The following is an 18,558-nucleotide window of genomic DNA, read 5'->3' on the forward strand; positions in this document are numbered from 1 at the left end:
TCGATGTCATTCAATACGGACTACGCGCCCAAAACCGGCTACAGCCCGGATTTTTACTACCAGAAGATCGTCACGGCGATCGGCATGGTGCTGGAAACCGACGACCTGTCGGAACTGCACCCGCACACCGATCTGGAACGGGATTTAGGGTTCGAAAGCGGCATCTTCATCGAACTGATGATGTATCTGGAAGAGATGATCGAAGGCTTGTCCATCGACCCGGTGACGCTGGACAGCCAGCAGATCAGCACCATCGACTCGCTCGGCCGTTTCATTCACTCGCAACTGGAGCACGGCGTCCCTTGTGCATGATCGCGTCGTGGCAGTACCTGACCACCGTGTTCGCCCGCTTTGACGGCGTACACACCCCCGCCTGTCATCACACCGAAGGCGACCTGACCTATCACCAGCTTTATCAGGGCGCACTGGCGCTGGCGGAGCGGTTGCAGGCGTTGCATGAAGCCGGCGGGCATCGCCAGCGCGCGCCGGTGCTGCTGTACGGCCACAAACACCCAACCTGCCTGATCGTCTGGTGGGCCTGTCTGCTGGCCGGTCATCCGGTCGTACCGGTGGAAACCGACAACACCGACGAGCGCCTGCGCTTTATCGCCGGCAGCATTCAGGCTGGGTTGTTGCTCAACGCCACCGGGCAGGCGGCGCCAGATATCGGCATTCCCGCGCTGGCGGTTTCAACGGCATTATGCGATATGCCCGCCGCCCGACTGGCCGAGCACTGCCGCCAGATGGGGCTGGCGTTCGGCCGGGACGCGATCGGCGGCGTTGCCTACATCATGTTTTCTTCCGGCACCACCGGCGCGCCTAAAGGCATCCGGGTGAGCTACGCCAATCTGGCGCATTTCGTTCGCTGGGCGGCGGACGCATTTCCCGCCCCCGGCCCGATCAGCGGCAACATTCGCTACTGCTTCGACGTCTCCCAGTATGAGCTGTGGCTGGCGTGGCATTATCTTCAGCCGCTTTCGGTGCTGGACTACCGCGACTTCATCAATACCCGCAAGATGATCGCCCGCCATGCCGACGCCGGGGTGCAAACCTGGGTCAGCACCCCGGCGCTGACCCGTAATTATCTGAAAGACCGGGAGTTCCGTCAGGACAACCTGCCGCGGCTGAACACCTTTATCTTTTGCGGCGAGGTGCTGACGAAAGAGACAGTCAGCGCCCTGTGGCAAGCGTTTCCCGGCTGTCGCATCGTCAATACCTACGGCCCGACGGAGTGCACGGTCGCCGTCACCGCCTGCGACATTACCCCCGGCATGCTGGATGACGACGCGCCGCTGCCGCTGGGCTATGTGCGCCCCGGCGTCGAACTGCGCATCAATGCCCCGGCGAACAGCGAACGCGGGGAAATCATCATCGCTGGCCCGGCGGTCGGCGAAGGCTACCTGAACGCGCCGCCCGTCCAGCAGGCGCGTTTCGTCATCGAGCCCGACGGTACCCGTAGTTACCGCACCGGCGACATCGGTTCGCTGCAAAATAACCTGCTCTACTTTCACGGCCGGGAAGACAGCGAACTGAAAATTCAGGGCCACCGCATCGTCCTTAGCGACATCGAAAATGCGCTGCGGGAACACCCACAGGTACAGGACGCGATCGTCACCCCCTGGCTATTGCACGACACGCCTCAGGGACTGCAGGCGTTTATCCTGTCCGGCCAGACGGATATTTTCCCGGCGCTGGCGGCTTATCTGCGCCGCTATTTCCCACTCTATATGGTGCCCAAATTCTGGTATCCGGTGGACGACGCCACGCTCAACCACAACAGCAAGCTGGATCGCCAGCGCGTCGCCCGGCAGGCGCTCGACAAAGGCAAACGCTATGTTTTCGTCAGTTCTTAATCCGATTCGGACACAGATGCGGGAACACCCGCAGCATCTCGCTCTCGTCAACGACAGCGGCAGCTATACCTTTGCGCAACTGGGACGTCGGGTGGAAGGCATTCGTCAGGCGCTGCGCCGGCACACGCCGCGCTGCGTGATGATTTACGGCCACAAGCAGCTGGACGCCGCCGCCGCCATGCTGGCCTGCGCGTTTGAAGCCATTCCCTTCACCTTTGCCGATATCGCCAACCCGGCCGCCCGTATCGAACGTATCGCTGCGATGGTTCAGGTAGATCTGGTCCTGCTGACGTGTGAACCGCGCACCTCATTTCCCTCATTGTCAGCGCCGATTATCCTCACGACCAGTCTGGCGGACGTTAGCCCTCTACTCCCGGCGGTTATACCGGCGTCAGAACAACTCTTTTATATCCTGACCACCTCTGGCAGCACCGGCGAACCGAAGGGGGTGAAAATCAGTTATGGGAATTTTGCTGCATTTTCTGACTGGTACATTCCCAGTCTTGAAGCAGAACGCTTCCCCGGCAGTCACGTTAATCATGCCTGTCTGTCTTTTGATATGGGTGTTATGGATCTTTTCCCTTCGCTGGCTGCAGGCAAGCCGGTCTTGATGCTCAATCACGCTAATAATATCCGCCCCCGTAAGAACCTGCAGTTGCTCACCGAATCCGCAGTAAAAGCCAGCAGTTGGTTTTCCACGCCCAGCTTTTTAGACATTATGTGTATGGATCGCCAATTCAACGCCAAAAGTCTGCCTGAACTACGCGTTATTTTCGTTGGTGGCGAGCCAGTTTCTCCCTCATTGGTGCAAACATTGCAAACCCGGTTTCCTCAGGCAGAGGTACGGCACGCATATGGTCCCACCGAAACTACCTGCGTCACCCACGCCTTATGTTTACCCCCCATTGTTGACGCCAAAACGATAGGTGCCTTGCCATTAGGGCGACCACAGGGCAAAAACCACATTGTGATCTGTGATGAGTGGAAAAAACCACTTCCAGCTGGTCGCCATGGCGAAATCGTCATTCTGGGCCCTCAGGTCGGGGCAGGTTATTTACCAAATGATCTACCTGCTAATCAGGCATTTGGTTATCAGGATAATGAACGATATTACCGTACCGGCGATATCGGCTATCTGGACGAGCAGGGGCAATTATTTATTCAGGGGCGCAATGACAGCCAAATCAAATGGCGCGGTAATCGAATCGATCTGGCCGAAATCGAGAAAGCCGCCAGCCAATGCGATCAGGTAAAACAATCAGCGGTGATCATCGAAAAAAACAATAACGTCGTAACTGAACTGGTGTTATGCGTCCATTTGAGCATCGACACCAACGAGCGGCGCGCCAGCCTGCGACGCGAGCTGGCGCAGCGGCTGCCCGCTTACATGGTGCCGCGCATCATCCGGTTCACCGGTCCGTTTCCACTGACGCTGCACGGCAAGACCGATCGCCAGGCGCTAATGCGGCGATTCGAAACCGACGCGGAAACCCTACCGAAGTAACACGTCGCCAAAATAGCGGTACGACCTGCAAGCAGGCATAAAAAAAAACCGCTGTCGCCGGTAGTCTGATACAAACGGTATTGACGGGGGAAAAGTCATGAAATTCAGCCATCTTGGATACATCGTCAGAAATAGTGAGACCACTATTGCGGCAATGGCGACTTTTTTCCCGCATATCACCGTGCACCGCAAGAAAGTCAGCGCGCAGCAGATTTACGTCACCTTCATGAACACAACCCGCCACGATATGCAGATTGAACTGGTGGAACCGCTGCCGGAAAACCGGCTGCTGAGCGGCATGCTGGACAAGGAAAACAAAGATTGCCTGCCCTACCACATCTGCTTTGAAGTGGATGATTTCGATAAAAAATATCAGCAGTTGCGCGACGATGGCTGGCTGGCGCTGACGCGCCCGTTTCATGCCTATCCGCAGGGACCGCTGGCCAGCCACTTGTATAAACCGGAGGCGGGCATCATGGAGATCATGTCCGGTAGCACCAGTCTGATCGCACAAGGAGAAACCGCGTGAATGATTACGCCCTTTTCCTTGAGCCTCTAAAGCGCCTGATTGAAGGCACCCTGCCCGAGGGGCGTCACCTTGGCGGGCAAATAGATATCGCCCCGGAGAAAGCGCGCCTTACCGCGCAGTATTCGCTGGCGCCGATGCTCAATACGCTGGGCGTGCCGGCCGACTACCGGCCGACCTGCTGGCTGGAGGACGATGGCGTCGCCCTGCGAACGCTGCCGTTGCCGCTACGGTGCGAAGCCTACGAATCGTTTGGCTACATTGACCCCAACCTGCTGTTCGCCGCGCCGGGGCCCGGTATGGCGGCGCTGGTGGTGGAAAACATGGGCAGCCAGGAACAGCGGGAGGCGTTCTTCTCCCAGTTTAGCCGCGAGCTGACCTGGAGCTGCTTTGCCATGACCGAGCCGGAAGTGGGCAGCGATGCGCAGCAAATCCAGACCAGCGCCATCAAGGTGGATGGCGGCTGGCTGATCAACGGCGAGAAATATCTGATCGGCAATGGCGTCATCGCCGACACCGGCGTGCTGTTTGCCCGCACCGCATCCGGCCCGCTCGGCATCAATGTTTTCACCTTTGCGCCGCGCCATCAGGATGGCGTGTTCGCCGAGCGTATCCCGATCAACGGCGTACCGGGCTGCAACGTGTCGCATCTGACGTTCCGGGATCTGTTCGTACCGGACAGCGCGCTGCTGGGGCAGCACCTGAGACCGACCGAGCGTTTTGCCCGCTCCGCGATGGTAACCTTCGACTCGCTGCGCCCTTGCGTCGGCGCGATTGCGCTCGGCGTCGCCCGCTCCACGCTCGACCTCGCCCTGCAGCAGCGCTGGGCCACGCCCCGCTCCTCCTGGTTGCTGAAAGCCCGGCGGCAGTTGCAGGCAGCCATGTCGCAGGCCCGGATGGTCTGCAAACGTTTCGAACAGGGGGAAACCTGCGGGCGCGACGCCGGGCTGGCGAAAATCACCGCCACCCGGGTGGCCGAGCAGGTGGTCATGGCGGTCATTCATCATGCGCCGCCCGCTGCGCTGGGCGAATATCCGCGTCTGGCGAAAGCCTGGCGTGACGTGAAAGCCTTTGAATACACCGAAGGCACCACCTTCATCCACCTGATTAATCACGGTTATCGGGGGGCGTAGCATGGCATACCCGGCGTTGGCCCCCGTTAGCCGTCCGATAGTGCAGGAGACCGGTAGTCTGGCGGTGGAAACCCGCGCCACCCCGTTGACGGCGGAACAGCATGCCCTGCTGTCTCCGTGGTTTGCCCTCAATCATGCCGATCCCGCTATTCCCTGGTTTCTGCATGAGCCCGTCCACAGCGACGAATTCGGCCTGCATGCCGCCAACGTCATCGCGCTCTGCCGCCATTTTTACGCCAGCCATGCCAACAGCGTCCTGCTGTACGAGTATTACGGCGCGCCGCTCCAGTTTCGCACGCCGCTGCTGCAAAGCCTGCTCTATGCCGCGCCGGGTTTTCATCACAGTCTGGGGATCAAGTCGCAAGGGCGGATACAGGCCGAGCGTGATTTGGCCGGTACGCTGCTGGACCACGACGGCGCCGTGCTTTATCTGAGCGACCCGCTGCGCCGCATCAGCCCGTGCGCCGACGCCGAGCCGGTCGTCTACCGTTACTGCCGGCTTTACCCGCGCTAGCGCCGCCGCGCCGCTACCATGACACGCTCCATATCATGACGCCGGACACGCTGTTCGCCCTTTTTCACCCCGCTAACCGCCAGGAGTGCGCTTGTGCTAGGACACCTTGAGGCGATAGAAGTCGCGTTTCCGCCCGAAATACAATCACTGGACGAGGTCGCGCAGGAAGTCGGCCTGACCCGGCTTGATGTACGCATGTTTGACCGTTTTTACGGGTTACGCCGTTTTCACGGCGGCCCCGGCACGCTGGACGAACTGCTGACGCCGGTTGTCGACCAAATGCAGCACAGCCAACCGCAGGCTTTCGCCGCCATCAGCCATGTCGTGCACTGCCATACCGTACCTTGCGTGCGGGTGTTCGAAACCGTGAGCCAGACGCCGTCCTGGCTGGATCGCTTTTCACCCCAGACCGAATTCGCCAGCCTGACCATGGGCCACTGCGCCACCCCGCTCACCGCGGCGGAATGGTTGCTGAAGCAACTTTCGCCCGACGGCTTCGGCCTGATACTGATCGGCGAGAAAGCCTTTCACCCCAGAGTAAGGCTAATCAAAGACACCACCCTGATGGGCGAAGCCGCCTGCGCGGTGCTGTTGAGCCGTCAGGGCGACGGCCCGGCGATCCTCAGCCGTTACACCGGTCAGGACGGACGCTTCAGTATTCAGAAAGGCGTCGACGAGCACGAAGCCTCCGACTTCGGGCAGCATTATATTGATTTTACCTGCCGACACCTGCAGGCAGCGCTGGACAAAGCCGGCGTAACCATTGATTGTATTGACTGGATCGCACCTCATAACGTCAATCTCTCGTCGTGGCATCGTCTGGCGCAGTTGATGAATTTTCCACGGGAGAAAATCTTTCTGGAAAACGTCCCGCGCTATGGTCATTGCTTTGGCGCCGACCCGTTTATCAACCTACGCCAGTTGCAGCAACAACAGCGGCTACGCAAAGGCGATATCGTGCTGCTGGTCAGCGTGGGGCTGGGCGCGACCTACTCATCGTTACTGATCAAGATTTAACCAAAACGCAATATCGGGCAATACACCACTGCTATTCCCGATAAGGTACATAATTATCGTGCGAATGGTATTTTTTGCGACTCGACTAACAGGACAGAACATGAAGGCTCTTACGTTCAGTAATGTATTAAAAGAATTGGATGCACTGGGCGAAAAATTACGGCAGGCGGCCAGTCAGGTAGAATCCGATCGTAGCCGGGCGTTATCCTGTCTTGAGGATGAGTTGCTTTATACCATCGCCTACATTGGCATTCCGCCCGAATTCATTCCGTTCCGGGGCTGGGACTATCAGGCCTGCCACTATAGCGATCACATCGACATGCTGGAGTACCTTAGCCGCTTTGACGCCAGCGGCCTGATGATGTTGCCCGGCGCATCGCTGTCGGCACGAGCGGTCACGGTGCTGGGCACGCCGGAACAGCAGGCGTTCTTCTTCTCCCGCTTTAACCAGCCGCCTTGCTGGGCGTTTTTTGCCGTCACCGAGCCTGAAGTCGGTTCCGATACGCAATCTATCGCCTCCTCGCTGACGCCGACCGATAACGGCTACGTGCTGAATGCCCGCAAGAAATTCATCGGCGGCGCGCAACTGGCGTCCGTCGGGCTGGTTTTCGCCCGCGAAGGCAACCTCCAGCGGCTGGTGATGGTGGAGCCGGAACAGGACAGCGCTCATATGACGATCACGCCGCTTGAGCAGTTCGGGCTGCAGGGTTCTAACCTGACGGAAATCGAGATCAACGGGCTGCCGATCACGCCGGATCGCATTCTGGGTTATGACCGTAAAGGACTGAATCAGGGGCTGACCGCGCTGGGAGAAGTGTTTGAACGCCATCGCCCGATGGTCAGCGCGATGGCGCTCGGCACCGCCTACGGGCTGCTGCGCGTGCTGGACGACACCGCACTCAACGCTGAACAGCAACGCTGGCGCGCCCAGCAGTGGCGCACTTACCATCTGTTGCGACAGCAACTGTCGGAAATCGCCGGGCGCTACCAGTCCGGTCAGCCGCAATACCACACCACCAGCCAGTTGAAACGGCGCTGTACCCTGTTTGTGGAAACAGTAGCGCACCGTATGCCGCATCTGCTGGGCGAGCAGGCGTGGCTGGAAGACGCGCCGTTACGCCGCCGCTGTCGCGACGCGCTGGCGTTCGAATACATGGAAGGCACCGCCAATATCCATCTGATGAACAGTTTCCGTTGCTACACAGCCAGGGGAGGCGTCTGTGCCCACGTATCTTGACCCACGGTCGATACTGCACCGCCGCTTTGCGTCGCCCGCCAGCATGCCGCGGCAGGCGATCAGCCCGGCGCAGGAGTATTACTGGCACAGCTACGCCACCCGGTTCTTCGACAGCAACGGTCTTGACTGGCATGAGAGGATGGCCAACCTGCAATGCGGCAGCCGGACCAGCGACCTGACATCGTTCATCAACATGATCGGTCAGTTGCTGCCCGTTTATCGGGCCAGAAACGATCTGTCGCATATCGACAGCGTGCTGATGGCGCACTGGACGCCGGACTTACATCTTGGCAGTTCGGTGATCAACTATGTGATCGAATCGCTCAGGCTGCCGGCCTGTCTGGCGCTGACCATCAGCGATCGCGGGCCGGACGCGGCGCTGTTCGCGCTCTCCAGCATCGCCAATTGCCAGCAGGAAGACGACCATGATTCGCTATTGCTGATCGCCGATCAGAGCAACCTGCCGTATCACTCTACCCTGCTTGAATCGCTCGCCCCGGAAAACAACGCCTGCCTGTTTTCCGTCAGTTGCCATGAGCAGCCGCTGCGCTATCAGGGTTTCTGTCGCCACCCTCAGCCCGCTGCCGACACCCTGGCGCAAACCGTAGCCCAGTTATGCCAACGCTTTACGCTGCGGCAAAACCGCTTATGCGTGGTGGCGGAACCGCTGCTGTTGTCGGCGCTGCCGCCGGCGCTGACCGGTATCGCCACCAATCCGCATCTGGTGTGCGCCGCGCCGTTTGTGGCGCTGGCGGAAAATTACCAGCCAGGCTGCGACTACCTGCTGCTGATTCATTATCAGGACAAGCTCAGCGCCGTCGCATTGCAGGGGATGGAGTAATTGCTGGGGGTAGAATAATTGCAGGGGGTGAAGTAACAGTGCGTCTGACCCGCTTTGTGACCTGGGTGCCGGAGCAGAGACTGAACGCCAGCGAGATTATTCGCGCCGCGGGCGCCAGCGCATCGGAAGCGCGGGTTTTCTCGCAACTGTTCGGCTTTCGACAGGTGGCGGCGCTGGATAGCGACGTGCCGCTGGCCTCGGTGTTCCACCGGCTGCTCAGTGAGCTGCAGCGCCGATCGCCACACCCCGATCGCCCGGCTGATGTGCTGATCTACGCCCACGGCATGCCGGTGCAGGCGGCGGAACGACAACCCTGGCTGGCTCAGCTTGGCCGTGAGCATCCGTTTATTCGCGATAGCGCCCCCTGCTACGAACTCGACCAGCAAAACTGCGCCACGCTCTTTTGGGCGCTGGCGCTGGCCCAACGGCTGCTGTCGCAGCAACGAGCGAAGCGGGTGGCGATCATTGCCGGCGATACTTTGTCTGCATTTGCGATGCAGGAGCGATATTTTCCCGGCTGTACTATGGTAGGTGATGCCTTCGCAGCTCTACTACTGGAAAATCAGCCATCCGGCTTCCAAATAGAACCAGTCTATACCGGACAGCGACCAGAGTTTCATGAAGGCATTCATGGTAGCGAGCACGCCAAAAAGGCATTTTATCAAGCTCATGATGAGCTGATTTTCGATGCGCTACAAAATACAAAGTCAGGCAACCAGGCACATACCCATCTCTTACCGCACAACGTCAATCGGTTAAGCTGGCTCAATTATTCCCGCCGTCATCAACATCCGCTGGAAAACATTGCGCTCGGTCTGATGCCGGATATCGGACACTGCTACACCGTCGATCCGCTGTTGTTGCTACCCGCTGCGTTGCCTGCCATTCAGTCCGGCAAGCCCCACGTCATGCTGTCCGTCGGCCTCGGCGCCTGGATCGGCAGTTGCCGAATCCGATACGCTGACGCGCCGATTTGACTCTCCGCGGCCTTGCCGCACTATTTAGCCGCATTTATCAGAACAGTTCTCAATTTCAGACAAAAATGGATAATTCCGCTATGCATAATAGCAATCAGGGAAAGCTTTCGCTGGCTCGCCGGCGATAAGAGACAAGGATGTAACTGAACCGTCCCGACTGAACGACGGATGAATGATCAGACGGGTATCGGCCAGACAAGGATGAGCTGGCCGCGGGTTCCCTCCTGATAGCGGACGTCAGGCAGGCATGGCAGGGATAGCAACGGAGAGGGGGAAGGAATGAAAGCGTTGCTTTGTTCCGCGCTGGCGCTGCTGCCATTGATGGCGGCCTGTTCCCCGGCGAATCAGCAAAACGTGGAAGTGCCCTCCTTTACGACATTGGATGTCAGCCGTGGCCTGAGCGTCACTTTGGTTTGCGGTAATGGATACCGCGTGGAGGCCAGCGCCAGACAGGATGTTCTGGAGAAGCTGGTCATCCGCCCTCAGGGACAGAGCCTGGTAATCGAAAACCATTCCAGCGATGACAGTATCCTGCGCGATCACGGCGCTGCGATCACCGTCACCATCAGTGCGCCGATTAATACGATCAAGGCACAGTCAGGCGTCACCATGACCGTTCCCGCCTGCGCGGTTTCGCCCGATACATTCAGGGTCGACGGCAGTATGGGCGCGGAGATCAATGTCGCGGGCAACACACGTCAGCTCGACCTGTCGCTGGCGATGGGCTCATCTTTCAATACCCGTGAACCGGCTTTTTCGGCGCAAGAGGCCGTTGTGAATATCGCTATGGGCGTAGACGCGCGGTTATGTCACGTGCGGCAATTGAGCGGAACCATCACCACCGGCGCCAGAGTTCGGGTAGCGCCGGATACGCTGGTTCATACCAGCAACGGCGTAGCCAGCCTGATAGACCATCACGGCTGCTGAAGCGATGCGCTGTTTCCCGGCGTCTCGTCCTGCAGTATCAGCAAGCGCCACGCATCCGGCACGACCGATTTCACGGGGAACAGGCAGTAGCTGAGCGCTACGGACGGCGCCCCCGCAATCCACGCCTCATCCAGCCAGCAATCGCTAATCCGCCCGTCATCCGCCACCTGGATAGCCCCCTGACTGTCGGCCAGGCAACTGAACGACGCCAGCGATTTGCGCAACCCTAATCCCAACGCTTTGATATAGGCTTCTTTGCGGCTCCACAAGCAGGTGAACGCCGGCAGGAATTGCGCGTCATCAAGCGAATCCAGCCAGCGGATTTCGTCAGGGTGAAAGAAACGTCTGGCTATCGACCGCTTACGGCTCGCATGACCCTGGCAGCTTTCCACATCCACGCCCACCGGGCTGTGGCGCGCAAAAGCGAAGGCAAAGGCGCTATGGGTATGAGACAGGTTGAACTGAACGGTCGGGTGCTGCGGTAAAAACGGTTTGCCATGCGGGGTGCGCTCAACGCGTAATGCGGCGGCCTCCTGCTGACACAGCGGCGCCAGCAGATGACGCAATATTCCTTCCGCCAGTTGGCGGGACGCCAACGCCGTATCCGGCGGCACGCCGCAGGCCTGACGGGCCTGGGCGACGATTACCGGACTCGCCAGTTGCGCACGCGGCACCACAACGCAGTGGGGATACGGCCATGCTCTCGCCGTCAGGTCATCCCAGCGGCAGGAAGATATTGACGACACAGCCTTCTGCATCCTTACGGTTCTCCAGCGTCAGGTGCCCGTCATGGCCTTCGACAATCTGCCGGCACAGAATCAGCCCGATGCCGCTGCCATGCGTTTTGGTGGTATAAAACGGCACGAACAGGTTTTCGATATTCGCCACCCCTTTGCCTTGATCGATAATCTCGATATGCAGTTGTCGGGCAATCACTTTCCAGCGCAGCACGATCTCACCCAGACCGGGTTCCATCGCTTCATCGGCGTTTTTCAGTAAGTTGATGAACATCTGCTGCATTTGATTGGCATCGACCATCGCCTGCTGCGGCGCGTCCCCGGAAAGGACCAGTTTGCGCTGTGGGAACAGCATCGCCATTTGCATCATCAGCCCGGCGATATCGCATGGCTGTTTGTTGGCCGGCGGCAGGCGGTTCAACTGACGATAACTGCCGACAAAGGTGATCAGTTCGCGGGCGCGATTGTTGATGATCTCCATGCCGTTGACCAAATCCGGCGCCGCCTGATGCTGATTATCCTTACGAAACACCTGCAACAGCGTCTGGCTGATGGAGGCAATCGGCGTCAGCGAGTTGTTGATCTCATGGCTGATCACCCGCAGCAAATTCTGCCAGGTTTTCTGCTCTTCGTTACGCAACAGCTTGCTCACGTCGCTGATGAATAACAGATGGTTTTGCCGGCCGTCTTCGATAAAGGAATCGTGACGAATCTGGAACATGCCCCGTGTGCCGGGGAAACGCCAGTCGATCGGTTCGGCATCGGACGGCTGCTGCAACAGCCCTTCCAGTCCGAACTCCGCCGCCGGTTGTCCCACCAGCAGCGATAACGGTTTGTTGACCAACGCCGCCGCCGCGTCGTTGCACCAGATGATGCGTCGCTCCGCATCCAGCGCGAACACGCTGATATTGATATTGGAGATCACCTTGTGCAGCACATAATAGGTTTCTTTTTGCTGCTGACGGCTGCGCGCCATCGTGCCGGAAAGCTGGTTAATCTGACGGATCAGGTTATCAAACGCGCCTTTGTCCTTGGTCACGCCGCGCAGGCTGAAGTTTTCCTGCTCCAGCGCTTCCAGCAGGTTGGACACGACGTGGATCTTGCCGTTCAGTCGCTCGGAAAAAGTAAAGCTGCTGTAGACCAGACACAGGAAAATGATGAAGACCGTCAGTATCTTCAGGTACACCGACTGGTCGGGAAACAGCCATAGCAGGAAATACCCCAGCAAGCCGGCAATCGCTGCGACATTGAATGACAACAGGTGAGGAGGCTCAAAGGAGGAGTCGAGTTTACTCATGGTTAATCTTGTATTTTTCCAGTCGTCGGTAAAACGCACTGCGGCTCAGGCCCAGCGAACGGGCAGCCTTAATGGCGTTGCCCTCAAACTTCGCCATACGCTGACACAGCAGGCGTTCTTCAATATCGGCCAGCGTCGCATCGGAAGCCACCAGTTCCGGCTCGGCTTTCGCCACTTTTTGCGGCGCGCCAGGCAGTGACGGAAAAATATCGTCACTGTTCAGCCGGGATGATCCGCACAGCAACACCGCCCGCTCCAGCAAATGACTCAGTTCGCGGATATTACCCGGCCAGTGGTAGCCCGACAGCGCCGCCTGCCCGGACTGGCTGAGCCCCGGCGCCGGCTTGTTGTATTTTCTGGCGTAGCGGTCAATGAAATTCAACGCCAGCGGCATGATATCCTGCTGCCGTTCCACCAGTGACGGCACACGTAACTCAATGGTGTTGAGACGGTAATAGAGATCCTGACGAAACGTCCCTTCCGCCACCCTGACATCCAGTTCAGCGTTGGTGGCGGCAATAATACGGCAATTGGTTTTCAGCGTACGTGACGAACCAACCCGCTCAAAACAACGCTCTTCCAAAATGCGCAGCAGTTTGCTTTGCTGGGTCATCGGCAGGTTGCCGATCTCATCCAGAAACAGCGTCCCTTTGTCCGCCAGTTCGAAACGCCCGACGCGGCTTTCCCGGGCGTCGGTAAACGCGCCTTTCACATGGCCGAACATCTCGCTTTCAAACAGGTTTTCGTTGATGCAACCCATGTTTACCGACACCATGTTCTCGTCACGGCGCGGAGAAAGCTGATGAATGACCCGGGCCAACAGGCTTTTGCCGGTACCATTCTCACCCAGAATCAGGATGTTGGTCTCGGTTGCGGCCACCTGATCCACAACCCGCATCAATTGTTTCATCGGCGCGGATTCCACCACCCACTCGCCATTGAAATTGTCTTCCAGTTCCAGCTTCAGCAGTTTGTTTTCTTCTTTCAACCGCTTGCCGGAACGCTGGCTGAGGCTGAAGGAGATCTGCTGGCGAATCACATTCAGCAACCGCTCGTTGTCCCAGGGTTTCTGAATAAAATCCACCGCGCCCGCCTGCATGGCGCTCACCGCAATATCGACGCTGCCCCAGCCGGTCATCGCCACCACCGGCAGGTATTCGTCGTAACGCTTTATCTCTTCCAGCAACACCAACCCTTCCTGCCCGGACGTGGTATCCCGTTGATAGTTCATATCCATCAGGATCAAATCGAAATCATGCTGGGACAACTGAACGGGCACCTGCTCAACGGCGGAAGCGAGTGTGACCTGATAGCCTTCCATGGACAGTAACATCTGCAGGCTGGCCAGAATATGCGCGTCATCATCAACAATCAGGATATGTTGCTTATCCGCCATATGGGTCCTTATCACGCTGGTTCATACTGAAATTTCACACTGACAGGCGCCGCCGCAGGAAAACTACCGCCGCGATCGCCTCTTACAGCATAATCGATCCGTGGTAACTATTAACGGCTCTGTTGCGGGAAACTAGAGCGTCAGCCGGTATCCTGACATGAGCGCCGGCACTGGCGCCACTGGCAGCATACCGCCCGCTCCGGTTTATTCATAACGTATCGCATCACCCGGTTTCATCATGATGACGCGCCGGGATGGGATCCAGGTAGCGAGTGCAACGATGAGCATGATAAATAAAGCAACACAGACAAACAGCAGCACAAAATGACCCCTGCCATCGCCTAAAGCGCGGTTAATTCCGGGAGCAGCCAGCAATGCCAAGGGTAATCCCAGTATCAAACCAGCAATAAGCTGGTTCACACCTTGTAACATCAACATCTTAAGCAAATGGCTAGGTGTCGCTCCCAGTACCTGCCGGATGCCTATTTCCTGAGTTCGCTGGCTGATTGCGTTTTGTGTCACGGCATAGATACCGCTGGATGAAAGCACTATTGCAATAATCCCAAATAGCATGAATAAATTAGCGACGAACCTGACACCAAGCGTATTTCTTTCAAGCACATTGTTTAACGTTTGGGGCTGCGCCGCTGGCATCATGCTATCAACGTTATATAACGCGAGTTTGAGCTTCTCAGGCAGGGAAGAAAGATGCTCGGCCTTAAGCATGATAGTCATCATGGGCGTGGGCCGTTGTAATAGCGAGCGATAGACTGTTGAACGATTTTTAAACGCACTAAACGGCCTGCCATGTACAACATGGGTTACAACGCCGATTATTGTATACCAACCAGACTCTTCCTCGTTTCTAAAACGGACGCGTTTGCCAATCGCACTTTTTCCATCAGGCCAATACTTCCTGGCCAGCGATTCACTGATTACAGCGACGGGAAGCGATTTTTCATTATCCAATGCTGAGAATTCACGACCATAAATCACCTTGACCCCCATCCCTGCAAGGCTTCCTGGCATGACTTGCACATCATTCACCATGGGATAATGCTCATCACCACTACTCCCATCTTCTCTGTTTTCAATAAGAAGCTGATGAGCAGCCGTAAATTCCCCCGGAGCACTGGTGGTAAGAGATTCGGCAGTTATATCAGGTATATCATGTAATTGTTTAGATAATTCCAGATAAAAATCACGCCTGCTTTGTGCATTGGGATAAATATCTTTATTAAGGTTGACGCGAGATATAAGGTAGCCATCAGTTGCTACCCCATAGTCTGCATTTTTCGCCTTTGTCACTAGAATTAACAATAGGATACTAATGCATAAAATTGAAAAAGAGAGTGCCACCTCAATAACAACTAATGAACGTCCAGCCTTACTGGTTCGATAGCCGGGTATACCACGGGAGCCATCCCTTAACGCCTGAAAGAATTGACCATTAGCGATTTTCCAGGCAGGTAATGCACCGGTAATAAATGCGGTGAAAATCACTAAAATTCCCGCATTCAAAATCATGCTGCCGTCAAGCGATAAATGCCACCAGGATGGCACACGATTAGGAACAAAACGGGGGAATATCGTATTTGTTAAATCCAATCCCCAAGCTGCAAGCAATACCCCGACAATGCCAGCCAGAATACATATAATTAAGCTCTCCCATAACATCTGCATGACCAATCGAATCATAGGTGAACCTAAAGCGACACGCACTGCAATCTCTCTCGTACGCTGATGAGAGCGAGCTAGAAGCAAATTCCCCACATTACAACAGGCTAATAATAGAACAAATGCTACAGCAGATAGGGTAATAAGAAACACCTGAGCAGTATCATCACCCATAAAGCTGACTTGAAAGGAAAGTGCTATCGCTGAAATACCTTTATTACTTTCCGGATATTCATCAGCCAGCCTTCCCATTACGGATGCAATTTCCTGATTAGCCTCATCCAGGGAGAATCGAGGATTTAAGTGAGCATAAACATAAACTTCTGGTGCCTGATTCCTCAGAGATAAAGATTGTAACTTTATTTTTGATGGTAACCACAAGTCATGGAAAAATGGAAATGCAAATCCTTTAGGCATAACACCAACAATATAAGTATGCACACCATTTATCTGTATCGATTGGTTAAGAATGTCCCTTCTGCCGTTAAAATATTTTTCCCATAGGTCATAACTAATTACCGTAACAGGAACGGCTCCAGACAACATATCGCCATCATTCAAAACACGCCCTATTAATGGCGAGACACCCGTATAATCAAACATCTGGGGTGTGCTAAGAATACCTATATACCTAGCAGATCTTTTTCCATCATTAAGATCCAAATACTCGGCATAAAAATACCCAACATCATCTACCTTGGTCAGTTGACGAGAAAGCTCTGTATAATCAAGGAAATTCAAGCCAGAATCATCAAGACTCACGCCACCCACATTCGGCGTCACCATCACCATGCCTTCCCCCTTCGGATACGGCAGGGTTTTGTACATGATGGTGTTGATGACGGAATACATATACAGCGCCAGTCCCAGCCCGCAGGCCATCACGGTAATGGTCAGCACGCTGAATCCGGGGCTTTTGAGCAGCAGGCGCAGGGCGTAACGGATATCGAACCATAAATTCATCGTGTTATACCGCCTGACGCAATTGTCCGTTTTCGCCATCGGCCACCACCTGTCCGTCAGACAGCACGATGGTGCGCTGAGCGCGCATGGCGGAACGCGGGTCATGGGTAACGATGCAGATGGTCGCGCCGTCCTGATGCAGTTCATCCAGAATATTCATCACCGCTTCGGCGTTGGCGGAATCCAGGTTCCCGGTCGGTTCGTCCGCCAGCAGCAACGACGGCTTGCCGACAATGGCTCGCGCCACCGCCACCCGCTGTTGCTGACCGCCGGAAAGCTGTGACGGGTAATGGCGCACCCGATGCGACATGTTGACTTTTTCCAGCGCCTGAATGACCCGCGATTTCTGCTCCGATCGCGACAAGTCATTACGGTAAGTGAGCGGTAACGCAACGTTTTCCGCGATGGTCAGGTCGCTTATCAGATTAAACGACTGAAAAATAAAGCCGATTTCCCGGTTACGCAGCCGAGCCATCTCCCGACGGCCGATGCGTTCAACATCCGTGCCGTTCAGCCGATAGCGCCCTTCCGTTGGCGTGTCCAGCAACCCCATGATGGACAGCAGCGTCGATTTCCCACAACCGGACGGTCCCGCGATAGAGACGTATTCTCCCGAGTGAATAGAAAGGTTTATCTTGCTAAGGGCATGCGTTTCAATTTCATCGGTAAGAAAGATTTTATGCACATTATCAAGTTGAACCAGCACCGTCATGGGAAATCCTCAGTGTATAAATAGAGTCAGCCTTCCTGAGGCCGAGGGTATCTTACAGGCAGCAGGCCACTCACTTTTATCTCTGGTTTTAAAAATGTGTCCAAAATACCTCCACCTGTCCATGACGACGCCCCTTTCCTTTTACTGACCGGCGCTCCATGCCGTTTCCCGTTCATTTGCGTCAGACAACGCGCGTCCGGTCTTCACAAACGCCGGTGCCGCGTCTTCTGATAACAGCACAAATCATACCAACTACATTCTGATCTTAGCCGACGACGCGCTCGCCGGGCAGCCGGCGGGCCTCCGGCAACCGATGCGTACGTCGGCCTCCCATCGGCACGGCGTGTCGTACCCCCGGCCCGTGGCAGGGTAGCGCATCCGGATTGTCATTTGCGAGACGAAAAATCCCATGTTTGGCACGGACCAATCCCATTAATGGGACGAGTTACAGGTAGATGTAAGTATTTCCCTTGAAAAACAACCCCTAACAACATGGCACACAATTTGCGTTAGACAGTTCGCACATCTGACCAAAGGACAATAATTAACCACTGACTTCGCCGCTGTAAGGATTTTTGGATTTAGCCGGACCAGACACGGGGAATCTATTTTTTTGGGATGACACCATGAGCTTACAGAACACCTACGCCCATACGTTGGATAATGATATTTTCAACAACAACCTGATTCAGGATATGTACCGCCGTCACCCTAATTTGAGAAAAACGCTCGCAGCCAATAATAAAGCCACCAGTCTGGCGGGAATTATTGACTATATCATCGACAATATCGGTAACAATATTACGCTGGAAGATCTTGAAGACGTCAGCGGTAAATCAAAATTTGATATTTGCCGTCTTTTCAATCAGGTCTATAACATTACGCCGATGCGCTGGATTTGGCGTGTACGCCTGACGCTGGCAAAAGAGATCATTCATATTTCGCCCAACTGGTCGCTCACCGATATTTGCTATGCCTGCGGTTTTTCCTCGCTGCCGCACTTTTCCCGTTGTTTTACCAAGACCTACAACATTCCACCGCTGAAGTACCGCAAAGCGGTCTCGCAGGAACGGGAAAACGAACAGCCGCGCACCCTACAAAATATGAGCTTTGATATTATTTTCGGCAAACAGCGCCATCTGTTCTCGCGTCACGTGCTGCTGGATAATATCCAGAACCTCTGTAATTAAACCCCGATAGAGCCCGCCGTCACCGATGGCGGGCTCGGCTGATGCGCCAACTTCAAT

Annotated in this window: 17 protein-coding genes; 12 read left to right on the forward strand and 5 right to left on the reverse strand. The window is 56.0% G+C overall.

The window, feature by feature from the left end; all coding sequences use genetic code 11:
• Nucleotides 1–3 precede the first annotated feature (3 nt).
• The 11 genes from DXX3274_RS21430 to DXX3274_RS21480 all read left to right on the forward strand — a co-directional run bounded on the left by DXX3274_RS21430 (nt 4) and on the right by DXX3274_RS21480 (nt 10,529).
• A complete protein-coding gene (locus tag DXX3274_RS21430; RefSeq protein ID WP_042861580.1) occupies nt 4–312 on the forward strand; it encodes an acyl carrier protein in 309 nt (102 codons plus the stop codon).
• On the forward strand, nt 309–1,853 hold the full coding sequence (locus DXX3274_RS21435; protein ID WP_042861581.1) for an AMP-binding protein: 1,545 nt from the start codon (nt 309–311) through the stop codon (nt 1,851–1,853). Before DXX3274_RS21430 ends, DXX3274_RS21435 begins: the two co-directional genes overlap by 4 nt.
• A complete protein-coding gene (locus DXX3274_RS21440) occupies nt 1,834–3,357 on the forward strand; it encodes an AMP-binding protein (RefSeq protein WP_042861582.1) in 1,524 nt (507 codons plus the stop codon). The genes DXX3274_RS21435 and DXX3274_RS21440 overlap by 20 nt, the downstream gene beginning before the upstream one ends.
• Nucleotides 3,358–3,454: 97 nt before the next feature.
• Nucleotides 3,455–3,886 carry a VOC family protein gene (locus DXX3274_RS21445; protein WP_042861583.1) on the forward strand — a complete coding sequence of 144 codons (432 nt, stop codon included), beginning with the start codon at nt 3,455–3,457 and terminating at the stop codon, nt 3,884–3,886.
• On the forward strand, nt 3,883–5,016 hold the full coding sequence (locus DXX3274_RS21450; RefSeq protein WP_042861585.1) for an acyl-CoA dehydrogenase family protein: 1,134 nt from the start codon (nt 3,883–3,885) through the stop codon (nt 5,014–5,016). Before DXX3274_RS21445 ends, DXX3274_RS21450 begins: the two co-directional genes overlap by 4 nt.
• A 1-nt stretch (nt 5,017) precedes the next feature.
• Nucleotides 5,018–5,530 (forward strand): hypothetical protein, encoded by a 513-nt coding sequence (locus DXX3274_RS21455; RefSeq protein WP_042861586.1) that lies wholly within the window; start codon nt 5,018–5,020, stop codon nt 5,528–5,530.
• 93 nt (nt 5,531–5,623) lie between these two features.
• Nucleotides 5,624–6,547, forward strand: coding sequence for a 3-oxoacyl-[acyl-carrier-protein] synthase III C-terminal domain-containing protein (locus DXX3274_RS21460; protein WP_042861587.1), 924 nt, complete (start codon nt 5,624–5,626; stop codon nt 6,545–6,547).
• A 100-nt stretch (nt 6,548–6,647) separates the two neighbouring features.
• Nucleotides 6,648–7,784 carry an acyl-CoA dehydrogenase family protein gene (locus tag DXX3274_RS21465; RefSeq protein WP_042861588.1) on the forward strand — a complete coding sequence of 379 codons (1,137 nt, stop codon included), beginning with the start codon at nt 6,648–6,650 and terminating at the stop codon, nt 7,782–7,784.
• Entirely contained in the window at nt 7,768–8,625 is an 858-nt protein-coding gene (locus DXX3274_RS21470) for a hypothetical protein (protein WP_042861589.1), read from the forward strand. Before DXX3274_RS21465 ends, DXX3274_RS21470 begins: the two co-directional genes overlap by 17 nt.
• A gap of 38 nt (nt 8,626–8,663) precedes the next feature.
• The gene (locus DXX3274_RS21475) at nt 8,664–9,602 is read left to right on the forward strand and encodes a 3-oxoacyl-ACP synthase (protein WP_042861590.1); all 939 of its coding nucleotides are present in this window, start codon (nt 8,664–8,666) and stop codon (nt 9,600–9,602) included.
• 279 nt (nt 9,603–9,881) lie between these two features.
• Nucleotides 9,882–10,529, forward strand: coding sequence for a GIN domain-containing protein (locus DXX3274_RS21480; RefSeq protein WP_042861591.1), 648 nt, complete (start codon nt 9,882–9,884; stop codon nt 10,527–10,529).
• Here the strand turns inward: DXX3274_RS21480 and DXX3274_RS21485 are convergent.
• The 5 genes from DXX3274_RS21485 to DXX3274_RS21505 form a co-directional block, all read right to left on the reverse strand.
• Entirely contained in the window at nt 10,517–11,275 is a 759-nt protein-coding gene (locus DXX3274_RS21485; RefSeq protein ID WP_238556069.1) for a 4'-phosphopantetheinyl transferase superfamily protein, read from the reverse strand. The genes DXX3274_RS21480 and DXX3274_RS21485 overlap by 13 nt on opposite strands.
• Nucleotides 11,244–12,563: a two-component system sensor histidine kinase VfmI gene (gene vfmI / locus DXX3274_RS21490; protein WP_042861593.1), complete on the reverse strand. Its 1,320-nt coding sequence runs from the start codon at nt 12,561–12,563 to the stop codon at nt 11,244–11,246. The genes DXX3274_RS21485 and vfmI overlap by 32 nt, the downstream gene beginning before the upstream one ends.
• On the reverse strand, nt 12,556–13,959 hold the full coding sequence (gene vfmH, locus DXX3274_RS21495; protein ID WP_042861594.1) for a two-component system response regulator VfmH: 1,404 nt from the start codon (nt 13,957–13,959) through the stop codon (nt 12,556–12,558). Before vfmH ends, vfmI begins: the two co-directional genes overlap by 8 nt.
• A 204-nt stretch (nt 13,960–14,163) precedes the next feature.
• The gene (locus DXX3274_RS21500; RefSeq protein WP_042861595.1) at nt 14,164–16,599 is read right to left on the reverse strand and encodes an ADOP family duplicated permease; all 2,436 of its coding nucleotides are present in this window, start codon (nt 16,597–16,599) and stop codon (nt 14,164–14,166) included.
• 4 nt (nt 16,600–16,603) lie between these two features.
• Entirely contained in the window at nt 16,604–17,311 is a 708-nt protein-coding gene (locus DXX3274_RS21505) for an ABC transporter ATP-binding protein (RefSeq protein ID WP_042861597.1), read from the reverse strand.
• A 626-nt stretch (nt 17,312–17,937) separates the two neighbouring features.
• Between DXX3274_RS21505 and vfmE the strand changes: the two genes are divergently transcribed.
• Nucleotides 17,938–18,501, forward strand: a complete 564-nt coding sequence (vfmE, locus tag DXX3274_RS21510) for an AraC family transcriptional regulator VfmE (protein WP_038663664.1) — start codon at nt 17,938–17,940, stop codon at nt 18,499–18,501.
• The last annotated feature ends 57 nt before the right edge of the window (nt 18,502–18,558 follow it).

The sequence above is a fragment of the Dickeya sp. NCPPB 3274 genome (genome assembly GCF_000406205.1).
Classification (GTDB): domain Bacteria; phylum Pseudomonadota; class Gammaproteobacteria; order Enterobacterales; family Enterobacteriaceae; genus Dickeya; species Dickeya fangzhongdai.